12 protein-coding genes are annotated in these 13,287 nt (G+C 62.2%); all 12 read right to left on the bottom strand.

Translation table 11 applies throughout. From position 1 onward, the window contains the following. Positions 1–12: 12 nt before the first annotated feature. Positions 13–300 carry an MSMEG_0570 family nitrogen starvation response protein gene (locus GWK63_RS14775; protein ID WP_039999065.1) on the bottom strand — a complete coding sequence of 96 codons (288 nt, stop codon included), beginning with the start codon at positions 298–300 and terminating at the stop codon, positions 13–15. Beyond that, the gene (locus GWK63_RS14780; RefSeq protein WP_007398736.1) at positions 288–1,463 is read right to left on the bottom strand and encodes an MSMEG_0565 family glycosyltransferase; all 1,176 of its coding nucleotides are present in this window, start codon (positions 1,461–1,463) and stop codon (positions 288–290) included. Before GWK63_RS14780 ends, GWK63_RS14775 begins: the two co-directional genes overlap by 13 nt. Beyond that, positions 1,460–2,434, bottom strand: coding sequence for a sll0787 family AIR synthase-like protein (locus tag GWK63_RS14785; protein WP_172459680.1), 975 nt, complete (start codon positions 2,432–2,434; stop codon positions 1,460–1,462). Before GWK63_RS14785 ends, GWK63_RS14780 begins: the two co-directional genes overlap by 4 nt. Next, on the bottom strand, positions 2,431–2,994 hold the full coding sequence (locus GWK63_RS14790) for an MSMEG_0567/Sll0786 family nitrogen starvation N-acetyltransferase (protein ID WP_039999063.1): 564 nt from the start codon (positions 2,992–2,994) through the stop codon (positions 2,431–2,433). Before GWK63_RS14790 ends, GWK63_RS14785 begins: the two co-directional genes overlap by 4 nt. Next, the gene (locus GWK63_RS14795) at positions 2,994–4,100 is read right to left on the bottom strand and encodes an MSMEG_0568 family radical SAM protein (protein ID WP_039999061.1); all 1,107 of its coding nucleotides are present in this window, start codon (positions 4,098–4,100) and stop codon (positions 2,994–2,996) included. Before GWK63_RS14795 ends, GWK63_RS14790 begins: the two co-directional genes overlap by 1 nt. Beyond that, on the bottom strand, positions 4,097–5,071 hold the full coding sequence (locus GWK63_RS14800; RefSeq protein ID WP_007398732.1) for a Nit6803 family nitrilase: 975 nt from the start codon (positions 5,069–5,071) through the stop codon (positions 4,097–4,099). The genes GWK63_RS14795 and GWK63_RS14800 overlap by 4 nt, the downstream gene beginning before the upstream one ends. Positions 5,072–5,095: 24 nt before the next feature. Continuing rightward, positions 5,096–5,578 carry an MSMEG_0572/Sll0783 family nitrogen starvation response protein gene (locus GWK63_RS14805; RefSeq protein WP_007398731.1) on the bottom strand — a complete coding sequence of 161 codons (483 nt, stop codon included), beginning with the start codon at positions 5,576–5,578 and terminating at the stop codon, positions 5,096–5,098. 340 nt (positions 5,579–5,918) lie between these two features. Then, positions 5,919–7,322, bottom strand: coding sequence for an aminotransferase-like domain-containing protein (locus GWK63_RS14810; RefSeq protein WP_039999060.1), 1,404 nt, complete (start codon positions 7,320–7,322; stop codon positions 5,919–5,921). Between the two features lie 258 nt (positions 7,323–7,580). After that, a complete protein-coding gene (gene tal, locus GWK63_RS14815) occupies positions 7,581–8,741 on the bottom strand; it encodes a transaldolase (protein ID WP_007398728.1) in 1,161 nt (386 codons plus the stop codon). Positions 8,742–8,768: 27 nt separating this feature from the next. Then, positions 8,769–10,871 (bottom strand): transketolase, encoded by a 2,103-nt coding sequence (gene tkt / locus GWK63_RS14820; protein WP_007398727.1) that lies wholly within the window; start codon positions 10,869–10,871, stop codon positions 8,769–8,771. Between the two features lie 135 nt (positions 10,872–11,006). After that, entirely contained in the window at positions 11,007–11,762 is a 756-nt protein-coding gene (locus GWK63_RS14825; protein WP_039999059.1) for a GolD/DthD family dehydrogenase, read from the bottom strand. A 34-nt stretch (positions 11,763–11,796) separates the two neighbouring features. Next, positions 11,797–13,146, bottom strand: coding sequence for an MFS transporter (locus tag GWK63_RS14830; protein WP_172459684.1), 1,350 nt, complete (start codon positions 13,144–13,146; stop codon positions 11,797–11,799). Positions 13,147–13,287: the final 141 nt, after the last annotated feature.

The raw sequence follows: 13,287 nt of genomic DNA on the forward strand, positions 1-13,287 counted from the left end.
GTTCTTTTCGTCTCAATAACTGAAAGACAGGACACGCACCTGCGCGTCGGACTGGTTCAGAAAAGGCGCACTGGCCTGCCTTATGGCCTGAAGCTGGCCAAGGGCGCGGCTGCATGGAAAGCCGTAGCGGGCGCGAACCCGCTCGCTGGCGTCCGTCAGGGCGGTGTTGGCCTTTTCAAGAAACTCCCGGACCGGATAATCCTGACCGGGCGTGAAGTGGTCCCTTATGACCAGCGACGGGGAGTAACAGTCGGTCTCCTTCCCATCGGGCCAGCGTACGCGAAAGGTCATTTCGGGCATGACAAAGCTCCAGAAACAGGGGCACCTGCGTGCCGCAGGGCCGCCAGACGCCGATATGCGGGGAGGTGACGGCTGGCGACGCGGCCCCAGTCGAAACGGCGGGCGGTTGCGGGGCCGCTGGCGCGAAAACGCGCGCAGCTTTTGGCACCCAGTGCGTCACGCAGGGCCAGCAACAGGGTGTCAGGCTGCGCCAGTTGGCACCACAGCGCATCCGCCCGCGAAAGATGTCCGGTAAAAGGTGCGATGTCCGGCACGATGACCGGTGTACCGCAGGTGAGCGCCTCCAGCGGGCACAGGCCGAACCCTTCGGTTATAGACGGATAGGCCAGCACGTCCGCCTGCCGGTAGAAGGCTGGCATGTCCTCATCCGCAACCGGCCCGGTGATGGTGACATGATCGGCCGCACCGCTTTCGCGCAGACGCGCCATGAACCGGGTGCGGTAGGCAGAATGGTCCAGCAGCGAGGCCCCGCCCGCCACGACCAGATGCACATCCGGCCGTTCGCGGCGCAGGGCCACAAACGCTTCCAGCAGGTGCAGCGTATTCTTGCGCCGCTCGATCCCGCCTACGGACAGGATCAGGCGACGGTCGGCAGGCAGGTGATGCCGCGCCCGCAGCGTGGCATCCTGCACGTCCGGCACGGGCGAAAAGCGCACGGGATCAACCCCGTTGCCCACGACCGGGGCTTCGCGGCCATGGTCGTTGCGCAGGACATCTTCCCACATTGTGCTGACGGTAAACAGTTCGGCCGCCGCCCTGATCCCCCGTTCCTGCCGCGCGGCAAGGACCGGGTGTGTAAAATGGTCAAGATGGTGGACCGTGCGGGCAAAGCCCGGTATCCGTCCCTCTTCCACCAGTTCGGCCAGTGCATTGGCGCTGATCGGGTCCTGCGCGTGCAGCACGTCAAAATGCTGACCGCGCAGGGCGTCCCTGATCTCGCCAATGCGGCGTTCCACCAGCGTTGGCAGGTCGGTCTCAGGCGCGGCCGGGATGCAGTTTGTGGCGCAGCGGGGCGTGCGGAAGAAACCGGCTCCGGTCACGTCCGGGGCGATCAGCGTGACGTCGTGGCCTGCATCGCACAAGGCTTCGGCCAGCGCCATGCCATGCACCACGCCGCCACGCGGATTGGTCGAATGGGTCAGGATGCCGATGGAGAGGGTCATGGTGCATACCCCATGAGAGGCATCCGGGCGAGATCCCAGAAGGTTTCTGTCTCGTCTGCCCATGTGACATCCAGCCGCTGCGTGCTGTCACACTGACCGATGATAGAAGCCGCAATGCCCCGTCCACGAAACCGGGCCATGATCGCTTCGGCATCTTCGCGGCGCGCCGTGAGCAGGTAGCCATAGCTGGGGAAGGCTGACAGCCAGCGCTCCATCGGAGCACCCTCAGGCCGTGGAATGTCATCGAGCGTGATGGTCATGCCGATACCCGAACATTCGGCCAGCATGAGGGCAGTGCCCAACAGTCCCGCCATACTGATATCCTTGGCGGCACGGCTCAGGCCGTCTTCCGCAATCGTGGGCAGAAGTTCGATGTCCCCACGCAGCCGGGCCGCTCCCTCGGTGCCGCACAGTGCTGAACTGGCATCCCAGAACGGATGCGGGTCATGCCAGCGACCGCGCAGATCAATGGCGGCGATCAGAACCTCGCCCGGTCGGGCATCGAAACTGGTCAGCAGGTGACGGGCACGGCCAAGGATCGCGACTGACAGCGAATTATGGGTGCTGCGCCTGTTGGTATGGCCCCCCACGACAGGTACGCCGTAGGTGTCCGCGCCATCACGCAGGCCAGTCAGGATGGAGGTGGCTGCTTCGGACGTATCGCTCCACAGCGCGTCCACTACCGCCACGGGGCGACCGCCCATGGCTGCGATGTCGCTGACATTGACCATCACGCCGCAATACCCGGAAAACCATGGCATTGAACGGACAAAGCTGTCCTGAAAGCCCTCGCTGGCCAGCAGGAGATAGCCATCGCCATCCGGGATCGCGGCGCAGTCATCGCCAAGGCGGATGGCGTCGGGATTTGCAGGCTTCAGAATTGCCGCAGTTTCGGCGATGTCCTGTTTACCTGCCAGGGCGCGACCGTTCCGGAGCGTGTGCAGGAGTGTGGCGAGTTCGTGCGCCATCACGCTACCTGCCGAGCTTGGGGTTGCGGACGCAGCAGCCATGTCTGATCCTGGCCATGCGCCGGATAGCGTGAGAGGTCGGCCTGCATGTCGTGATGCGGCAGCCCATGCAAGGTCATGGCTCCAAGGCTTTTCCAGTGCAGGCGGCGGAAGAACAGCACGTTCTGTTCCTGTACCTGGGCCAGGAACCGCGTGGCCCCAAGCCCGTGCGCCGTGCTGACCGCCATGCGGATGAGTTCCGCGCCGATCCGTCCCAGTTTGCGATGGTCTTCATGGACGGCCAGACGGGAGCCGCGCCAGACGCCGGGTTCGGCTTCATGGATGCGCACGGCGCCCACCACCCGGTCCGGCATGCCCGCCATGCAGCACGCCGCGATGATGGGAATGGCAACCGCATCGATTGCGTCCCGGTCATCATCCGCAAAGACCTGCTGTTCGGTACAGAACACGTCGCGGCGCAGCGCATGATAGCCAGCCCGTTCCCACGGCGTGCGGGCCAGCCGCACGACATATTCCGTAGGGATGAACGGGCGGTCGTCTACGCCTTCGAGGATCGCTGTCATTATTCGTACGCCGAAAGCGAGGAACAGGCGCCACACCGGCCACATCCGGCGCGGATGTCGGTGGATTTCATGTTCGCCTCGCGCAGCATCCGCCCGAGTGGTGCGAGCACGGACTTCATGAAATCGGCCGAAGGCGGCGCATGATTTTCCAGTGGTGTTCCGGAAATAGGCACGAACGGCACCACGAAGGGATAGACCCCGAGCGCAATCAGCCGTTCGGCCAGCGCCAGAATATCTGCGGCGCTGTCGCCAAGACCGGCCAGAATGTAGGTATTGACCTGTCCGCGCCCGAAGATCGGCACGGCGCTGGCGAAAGCGTCCATATAGCGATCCACGCTGACCGTGGCCTTGCCGGGCATGATCTTCTCGCGCACCGCCTGTGTTGCGGCCTCGAGATGCATACCCAGGCTGTCGGCCCCGGCGTCGCGCAGGCGCTGGAACCAGTCGTGATCGCGCGGCGGCTCGCACTGGACCTGAAGCGGCAGGTCCACGGCCGCCCGGATGGCACGGGCTGAGTCCGCCAGCACGGCTGCACCCCGGTCCACCACGTTGGGCGTGCCGGTGGTCAGCACCATGTCGCGCACGCCGTCCAGTTCCACGGCGGCCTTGGCGACCTCGGCCAGTTGTGCTGGGGTCTTGTAGGCAATGGTGCGATCGGCCTCCAGCGACTGGCCGATGGCGCAGAACTGGCAGGACGTGCGCCGGTCGGCATAGCGGATGCAGGTCTGTTGCACCGTGGTCGCCAGCGTGTCACGGCCATGCAGCAGGGCGATCTTCCAATAGGGAATGCCGTCCGCCGTGCTCAGTCCGTAAAAGCGCGGGGCGGCCGGAAAATGGATCGTGCCCAGTGTCTGCCCATCGCGTAGCAGCGTGCTGGCCCCGTGCTGGTCCGGCGGGCTGGCCTGAAATGGTGAATGCTGCGCGCCTGATGTATAGACCGGGACCATGACGGTCTGGCCTGCAATGGTAATCGTCTTGTGATCCGAAGGACCGGCGCCTCCCTTGCGGGCGATGCCGCCGGTCTGCTCCCCGATCTGAAGCCCGAAGGATTGCAGGTCAGTGACAAGCTTGCGACTGGAAAGCGTGCCGAGCATTGGGACGGTCATGACGCAGCCTCATCTGTAGATGTGGGAACCGGATTGGCGTCCCCAACGTAATGAACGGTGCGCGCGGGCCGCCGGTCCTGAAGCAGGCTGAGCAGTTCGGGCCGTGCGTAATGCCCTACGGAATCCATCATCCGCTTGCGCTTCGTGATCAGGGCGAAATCGAGATCGGAAATCACCATCCCCTCGCCTTCCGTCAGCGGTGTGCCGAGCAGTTTCCCTTCAGGCGAGACGATGGCCGTGAAGCACCCACCCCGCAGCGGCCCTTCCAGCGCCGGATCGCGGGCTATCTCCGTGATCTGTTCTTCCGTCAGCCACCCCGTGGCGTTCACCACAAAGCAGCCGGATTCCAGTGCGTGATGCCGGATAGTGACTTCCATCTGGTCGGCAAAGATCTGCCCTACCAGCGAGCCGGGGAACTGGGCACAGTGGATTTCCTCGTGCTGGGTCATCAGCGCGTAGCGGGCGAGCGGATTGTAATGCTCCCAGCAGGCCAGCGCCCCGATGCGTCCGGCGGCACTTTCCACCACTTTCAGTCCTGCGCCATCGCCCTGCCCCCAGACCATGCGTTCATGGTAGGTGGGCGTGATCTTGCGGCGTTTGAGCAGGATTTCACCTGTCGCATCAAAGATGATCTGGGTGTTGTAGAGCGTGCCGAAATCACGCTCGTTCACGCCCAGCACCACGACCATGCCGGTCTGGCGCGCGGCCTCGGCCACCATGTCGGTGACCGGACCGGGAATGACGACGGCGCGCTCGTAGAGTTCCAGATGCTCCCCACCGAAACGGAAAGCCGGCTGGATGAACGAGAAATAGGGGTAATAGGGCACAAAGGTTTCGGGAAAGACCGCAAGCTTCACACCTTTTTCGGCGGCCTCGCGGATGGCCTGGCAGACTTTCCGGGCCGTGCCCAGACCATCGTCACCCAGGACGGGACTGATCTGGATGGCTGCGGCGCGAACGATACGGGACATGGCGTACGGTCCTCCCTTCGGCCTTCAGAGGGTCCAGGTATTGAGGATGAAGGCGTTGTCGCGACGGGCCAGCAGGATGATGTCGAGCACGTCCTGCGGGTTGATCGGCGTGATGCCGGGGATCAGGTTCTGCTCGCCGTAGCCATAGAGGGCCTGAAGCGCGAAGCGGCAGGCATAGACCTTGCCGCCCTCTTCAAGGATTTTCGCGATCTGCCTGTTGCAGTTCATGTGCCCCGGAAAGGCTTCGTCGCCCAGACGGGGAAAGCCGCGCTGCACGCCAAGGGTGACACCCGGGCCATACAGCAGCACCGACGTCTCGAAGCCCTTGCGGATCAGACGGGTGGCCTGCAGCAGGTTGACGAACCCGACCGAGCCTTCATTGGCGACGGTGTGGAAGGTGATGAGGGCTTTTTCGCCGGGCTGGGCTTTGACGTCTTCAAAGACCTTATTTTCATAATTGACGAAACAGTCGCCGTCTTTGTACGGAGCGTGTTCGACTTTCGGCATGGTATCTCTCCCGTGTGCTGCGGTCTCCGGCGGGGAGCCGGGACTGACCGCGTTGCCTAGGCAAACGTGGCACGGGATGGCGGAGAGCCAAAATATTGTATGTCTTATGATAAGGGTACAAATGGCTCAAATTAAATCATACAACGTCTTCTTGCCGAGACAGAGGCATACAAAAATTATTCTCCAACCATACAATTGTGAGATATGATTATAAGTATCTGTTTTTAAATGATTCCATAATCACGCAGTCGTGAATAACGTGCCCTTTTGTTTTTCCATCCGCCCGCATGGCGCGCCCCGTAATCAGATGTTCCCATCGATTCCAGACACTGCGCGCAGGTCACACAATATCGGCGAAGCCGGGTGAGCGTTTGTGTTGCAGGACCGACAGCACCCCATGCAGGGATTCCTCAAGACTTGCGGCATCCGGCGCGCTGCCGAGTGCGATCCGAGCACGCTGCGGCGGCTCGCCACTGATGGTGAAAACGGTGCTGGGCACCAGCGCCAGCCCCCGCCTGCGGGCATACGCCACAAAATCCGCACTGCCCCACCAGTCCGGCAGTTTCAGCCACACATGCGGCCCGTCGGGATTCATGCAATGCCCTTCCCCCAGCACCTTGCGGGCTATGGACTGGCGCAGGCGCAGTTCTTTCTGAATGGCGTGCAATATTGTATGGGCCTGCCCTGTCTGCATCCACCGCGCCGTGAGCGCGCTGAGCAGACCGGCATTGGTGAGCGCAATGGCCCGAATGGCCGCCGTCACCCGTCGGGTCATGTCCGCGTTGGGCAGGGCGACATAGGCCGTGCGCAGGCCGGGGCTGAGTGTCTTGGCAAGGGTGGCCACATAGCTGACACGACTGTGGTCGAGTGCTGCCAGCGCCGGTAGCGGAGTGTCCATCAGCAGGCTGTAGGGGTCGTCCTCGGCAATATGCAGGTGATGGCGCTGGGCTACCGCAAGAATATCCTTGCGCCGCTGCAGTGACATGGTGGCTGTGGTGGGGTTGTGAATGGTCGGGATGCAGTAAAGCAGCCGGGGGTGATGTTCCGCACAGACCCGGTCGAGCTGGTCGGGCATCATGCCTTCCCTGTCACTGTCCACACCGACCAGAATAAGGTCGAACTGTGCGGCAATAGTTCGAATACCCGGATAGGCGATGCGGTCGGTGACAATCACATCGCCCGGCTGGGTATGGGTGCTGACAATGGCTGCCAGTGCGCTCTGCGCACCGGGTGAGACAAGAATTTCGTCCGTGCGCCGCTGGCCGATGATGGGGGCGATCCATTTCGCGCCAAGCTGGCGCTCCTCCAGCGTGCCGCCCGTGACCCGGTAGGACATCAGGCTGTTCAGGTCCTGCTGCTTCAGGATGGCCGCGATATCGTTCTGGATGATGCGCTGCAGCGGCGGGTCCTGCGGGATCGGCGGCAGGTTCATGGTCAGGTCAACCACGGCCGGGCCGGTATGGCGCCAGTGACTCTCGCCCGCGCCGACACGCACGAACGTGCCCCGGCCAACGGTTGCGTCAATCAGGCCGCGACGGTGGGCTTCCGTGAACGCACGGGTCACGGTTGTCAGATTGGTCCCGATATGGCGCGCAATGGCACGCTGTGGAGGCAGCCTGTCCCCTTCCCTCAGGTCACCCTTGCGGATCGAAAGCGCCAGGGCATCAGCGAGCGTAAGGTAAATCGCATTCGGATTGCGACCGATCTCCTCTTTCCAATGGTCCAGGTAGGGGTACTCGGTCATGACGGTCAGGTTCCATATATTCGGCGACCAATCATTCAATCATGCACCATACAATCAATGCAATGACCTGTGCCAGCGGCCTCTCGTAACCTGACAGCCGAGTGTCAGAAGTCACTCCCGATTTTCAGGCAGGGACGTAGGCCATAATCCGGCCTGGGGAAGGAGGGGTTGATGGGCAGGCTTAGCCGGAATGCGCATGTGCCAAGGGTTGCGGTGAAAGTCCCCCGATCAAAAAAGGATTGTGGTTTCCTGCCTGGATTACATCATGACGGGAGACAGGCTGGTTATTTTTGTTGCCATACTGTCACGCAGGGAACGGAATGCCTCCGCAAAAGCGTCCAGCCCTTCATGTAAAAGGGCATCCGTCACCCCAGCCAGATCAAGCCCCAGCCGGTCGGCCTCGTGCAGGACCTGTATCGCATCCGGAATGTCCTGTGTCAGTGTCGGGGCAGCCGTCCCGTGGTCGCGGAACGCGGCGAATGTGGCAGGCGGGATGGTATTGACCGTCTCCGGCCCGATCAGTGCATCGACATACAATACATCGCTGTAAGCCGGGTCCTTCGTGCCGGTCGAGGCCCAGAGCAGCCGCTGGGGCTGCGCGCCAAGGGCCGCCAGCTTTCGCCACCGCGCGCCCCGTGTAACCCCCTGCCAGTATTGATAGGCCATCCTGGCATTGGCAATGGCGACTTTTCCCCGCAGGGTTTCCAGCGTCTTTGCTTCCGGGTCCGCTCCCGCTATCCGTTCGTCGATTGCCGCATCGATGCGGGCGTCAATGCGGCTTACGAAAAAGGAGGCGACCGATGCAATGCCCGATACCGGCAGACCCTGCGTATGCCGCGCTTCCAGCCCGGCCATGTAGGCATCCAGCACCTTCTTGTATGCCCCAAGCGAAAACAGCAGGGTCACGTTGACATTCATGCCATCCGCGATCGCGGTCCGCACGGCCTCCACGCCTTCCTGCGTGCCGGGGATCTTGATCATGAGGTTGGGCATATCGACCCGTTTCCACAAATGCCGCGCCTCGGCCAGTGTACCGATGGCATCATGGGCCAGATGGGGCGAGACCTCAAGGCTGACATACCCGTCAATGCCCCGGCTGGTTTCATAGACCGGATACAGCACTTTGGCTGCGGCCTGTATGTCTTCCACCGCCAGGATTTCATATAAAGCTGCCGCATCGACTTTCCGTTCGGCCAGTACCTGGCCGATGCGGGTGTCATATTCATCCCCCTGCCCTATGGCCTTGTGAAAGATGGCCGGATTGGAGGTGACGCCCTTCAGCCCGTCCTGATCTACCAGCCGTTTCAGGCTGCCATTTTCGGTAAAGGAACGCTGGATAAAGTCCAGCCATGGCGACTGGCCAAAGCGGGCCAGTTCGCATAATGGATTGGTCAGGGAAATGCTGTGGGATTCATTCATGATCTGTATTTCCGGCTCTTCATATGTTCAGGCGCGTGCGATCTGCCGCCGGGCCGCGGCAAGGACGGCGTCCACGGTAAAACCGAATTTTTCCTGCAACGCTTCCGCCGGGGCGGAGGCGCCAAAGCCATGCATCACCACCGCTTCGCCCGTCAGGCCGATATATTGCGCCCACCCCATGCCGGATGCCTGTTCCACCGCCACACGGGCGGTGACATCGGGCGGCAGCACGCTGTTGCGGTAGGCTTCGGGCTGGGCCTCGAACAGGTCCCATGACGGCATGGAGACGACACGCACCCTGATGCCCTCCTTTTTCAGGATTTCATACGCAGCCACCACAAGGGAGACCTCGCTGCCCGTCGCCATCAGGATCAGGTCTGGCTTTCCGCCACATTCGGCCAGGATATAGGCCCCTTTCGCCAGCCCCGTGGCGGGGGCGTAAACGCCGCGGTCCAGTGTTGGCAGGTTCTGGCGGCTGAGCACCAGCACGGCGGGGCGGTCGGTCATGGGGATGATCACCCGCCAGGCTTCCGCCACTTCGTTCGCATCGGCGGGGCGGATCAGGGTCACGCCGGGGGTGGCGCGGAGCTGGGCCAACTGCTCGATGGGCTGATGGGTGGGACCGTCCTCGCCCACACTGATGGAATCATGGGTAAAAATATACACGACCGGCAGGTTCATCAGCGCCGACATGCGGATCGGCGGCTTCATGTAATCGGAAAAGATCAGGAAGCCGGAGCAGAACGGACGGATGCCCGCCAGTGCGATCCCGTTGCAGATCGACCCCATGGCATGTTCGCGCACACCAAAATGCACGTTGCGCCCGCCATAGGTGCCACCCCATTGCGGGGGCTGGAAATCGCCCGCACCATCAAATGTCAGGTGGGTTTTGGTCGATGGTGACAGGTCGGCCGAGCCGCCGATCATCCATGGATAATGCTGTGCGACCGCATTGAGCACCCTGCCCGAACTGGCGCGGGAGGCAATGCCCTTCGCATCCGCGTCAAAGGTCGGGATGCCACGATCCCACCCGACCGGCAGCGTGCCGTTTATGATGGCCGTGACTTCCGCCCCAAGGTCGGGATGGGCCTGAAGGTACGCCGCAAACAGCGCCAGCCACCGCGCGCTGGCCGCAGCCCCGCGCGCGCCCAGCCCGGATTGGAAATGCGCCAGTACGCCATCGGGCACGTAGAAGCTCCTGTCTTCCGGCCAGCCATAGAATTTCTTGGTCTCGCGGATTTCTTCCGCACCCAGCGGCTCACCATGGGCCGCCGCCGTGCCAGCCTTGTGCGGTGCGCCCCAGCCGATGATGGAATGGGCGATGATCAGCGTGGGCCGCGTGGTTTCGGCCTTCGCATCCGCCAGCAGGCGTTCAAGATCGCCCGTGTCGTTGGCGTCCATCAGTTCCAGCACGTGCCAGCCATAACCCTCGAAACGCCTGCGCACGTTTTCGGTAAAGGCGATATCGGTCGAGCCTTCGATGGAAATGCGGTTGCTGTCATAAATCCATGTCAGGTTGCCCAGCTTGAGATGGCCTGCGACGGACGCGGCCTCGCTGGCCACGCCTTCCATCATGTCGCCATCACCGCACAGCGTGTAGATGTGGTAATCGAACAGGTCGAAGCCGGGGCGGTTGTAACGCGCAGCCAGCCATTTCTCGGCCATGGCCATACCCACCGAATTGCCGCATCCCTGCCCCAGCGGCCCGGTTGTGGTTTCCACGCCCGTGGTGTGGCGGTATTCCGGGTGGCCCGGTGTTCTGGAGCCAAGCTGGCGGAACTGCTCCAGATCACCCAGCGTCAGCGCTGGCGCATCCGTCACCCTGCCTGCCCGCACATCGCGCACGCCCGCTAGATAGATGAGCGAATAAAGCAGCATCGACGCATGCCCGATGGACAGCACGAACCGGTCCCGATTGGGCCAGAGCGGGTTGGCCGGGTCGTAATTCATGACATTGCGCCACAGGGCATAGGCACAGGGTGCGAGCGCCATCGCGGTGCCGGGATGACCGGAATTCGCCTTCTGCACGCCATCCATGGACAGGGTGCGGATGGTGTTGATGCAGAGCTGGTCGATACTGGCGCTGGCGTGGCCGCCCCCATCGGGGGCAGCGGGGACTATGTGGCGCATGTCGTGCGGTTTTCCTGCGTTTTTAAGTATTGTTGAGAAAAATGATGAAAGTTTTTGGGTGCCGCCTTTTGATCGAAAAAGGCGGCGTGCTTCGAAGCTTTTTGAAAAAAGCTTCACCAAAAACTTTTTTACTGTTCAGCGGATCGTATAGCCGCCATCCACCACCAGGTTTTCACCATTGACCATGGCAGCGGCATTGCTGACCAGATAGGCGACGGCGCAGGCGATCTCATCGGGCTGGGCAAAGCGGCCGGTTGGCACCTGCGCGCGGAAGGCATCGCCCACCGGCCCGGACCAGACCTGCTTGCCCAGTTCCGTCTCGACCACGGTGGGCGAGATCGCATTGACCGTCACCCCCGATGGCCCCCATTCAAACGCCAGCACCTTGGTCAGGCCCAGAATACCGGCCTTGCTGGCGCCATAGGCGGCATGCTTGTCCAGAGCCACAAGTGCTGCCTGTGAGGCAATGTTCACGATCCGCCCGAAACCCTTTTTACACATGGCCGGGCCAAGCGCGCGGGCAAACAGGAAGGGCGCGCGCAGGTTGATCGCCATGGTCAGGTCCCACGCCGACGTTTCCAGTTCAGCGGCTGAGGCAATCAGGGCAATCCCCGCATTGTTGACCAGAATATCGACATGCCCAAGCTGGGACAGGATGGTGCTGCACGCGGTGGCGATCGCAGCCTCATCCGTGACATCCGTATGCACGCCGCAATGCTGGCTGCCCAGGCCGACCGCGATCTCGGCCACCTTCTCGTTACGGTCAACCAGGCACACCACGGCCCCCTGCCCCGCAAGCCGCTGGGCAATCGCCAGGCCAATGCCCGATGCGCCGCCGGTCACGACGGCAGTACGACCCGCAAGGCTGAGCAGTTCACTGAACGGTTTCATTTTATTATTTCCGTCTATGTTTTTATTTGTGGGTTTATTTACTTCTGGCCACGGCGCGCCGGGAACGGTCCAGTTCCGCCTGCAACGCCGGGTCCAGGGTCAGGAACCACGCAAGGCAGGCACTAAGCAGGTAGATGCCCGCATAGGTGACCATGACACCGAAGATGCCAAAGCGTGGTTCAAAGAGGTAAACAATAGCCGGCCCGATCCATACACTGGCCCCGGCGCCAAGGTTGAGCAGCGACATCGCGGCCGGTTTGTCGTCAGGTGCCAGATAGGGCATCAGGGCCGAAAGCGGCACGTAGGCGGCCAAGGTCATGCCATACAGCGCGCCTGCAAAAAGTGTGGGCAGCATGTGTCCCGGCCCGAAATGGGTGGGGCACCAGTACAGCAGCAGCGTGCTGATGGCCGACCCCACGCCGCCGCCCAGCATGACCGTGCCGCGCCAGCTCAGCCAGTCGCTCAGTATGCCGAACAGAAGATTCCAGATCACGTTGGAGATGAAGATGGCCTGCAATACCAGCAGCCACTGCCCCAGGCTGAAATGCAGGTCGTGCATGAAATACAGCGGCAGGCAGACCAGAAAACCGAATTCAGCCGAGGTATCAATGGCGCGGACAATACAGCCAAGACCAACCTTGGGCCGTTCCCACGCAATCGACAGCGATGCGAACAGGGTTTTCAACGGATGCTTGTCGGCAGTGGCGGCATGGACATTGCCATGTTTTTCACGGATGCCGCCCAGCGCCATGGCGCCACCCAGCATGACAAGGCCAAGTGCCAGCCACAATGTTGCGATCGGGCCGATATGGGGAATGGTGTAACCGGCAAATACTGACCCCAGCGTGGGCATGCCGCCGGTAAAGCAGAACCAGAACCACCCCACGGCGGACCCCAGCCTGCCCGGATTGACTGTTGTCACCACCCAGACAAGAAAGCCGAACGCAAAAAGCGGATAACCAAATCCCCTTATGCCGTAGAACAGCAGCATGAGCGGCAGGGAGCGTGCGGGCAGTGCCACAAGCAGGAAGCCGACCTGCAGCAGCCCCCAGATCGCAAGCCCGGTCAGCATGACCCGCCTGGCACCCCACAGGTCGGACAGTGCGCCGGACAGCCATGCCGCAATCGCGGCACTCAGCCCGTAGATGGTAAACAGCAGGGCCACATCATGTTCGGTAAACCCCATGCTGACAAGGTAGGGCGAGAGATAGCCACTCTCCACCCCGTCCCCCGTCATGAAGATCAGGACCCCGGCAAACCCCCAGGCCAGTGCCGGCGGTATGCCGATGCGGGAAAGAAACCGGCCCAGGGCGGAGCGCGGTCTTTCCTCATGCGGGATTTCATCGCCGACCCGCGTGGGGTCAAGCAGGACTGTCTGGGCCATTATCTTACCCTCCAGCAGCGCGGATGGCGCAGCCTGGGCGCGCACGTTCCGCAGAAGATGTTATTCTTGTTATTTTGGTGCGGGGATGGTGCCCCATGGCCGCAGGGTGCAGCCATGGGGAGGTAATGATTACGCCCGTAT

It is taken from the genome of Komagataeibacter rhaeticus, from assembly GCF_011611525.1.
Taxonomy (GTDB): Bacteria; Pseudomonadota; Alphaproteobacteria; order Acetobacterales; family Acetobacteraceae; genus Komagataeibacter; species Komagataeibacter rhaeticus.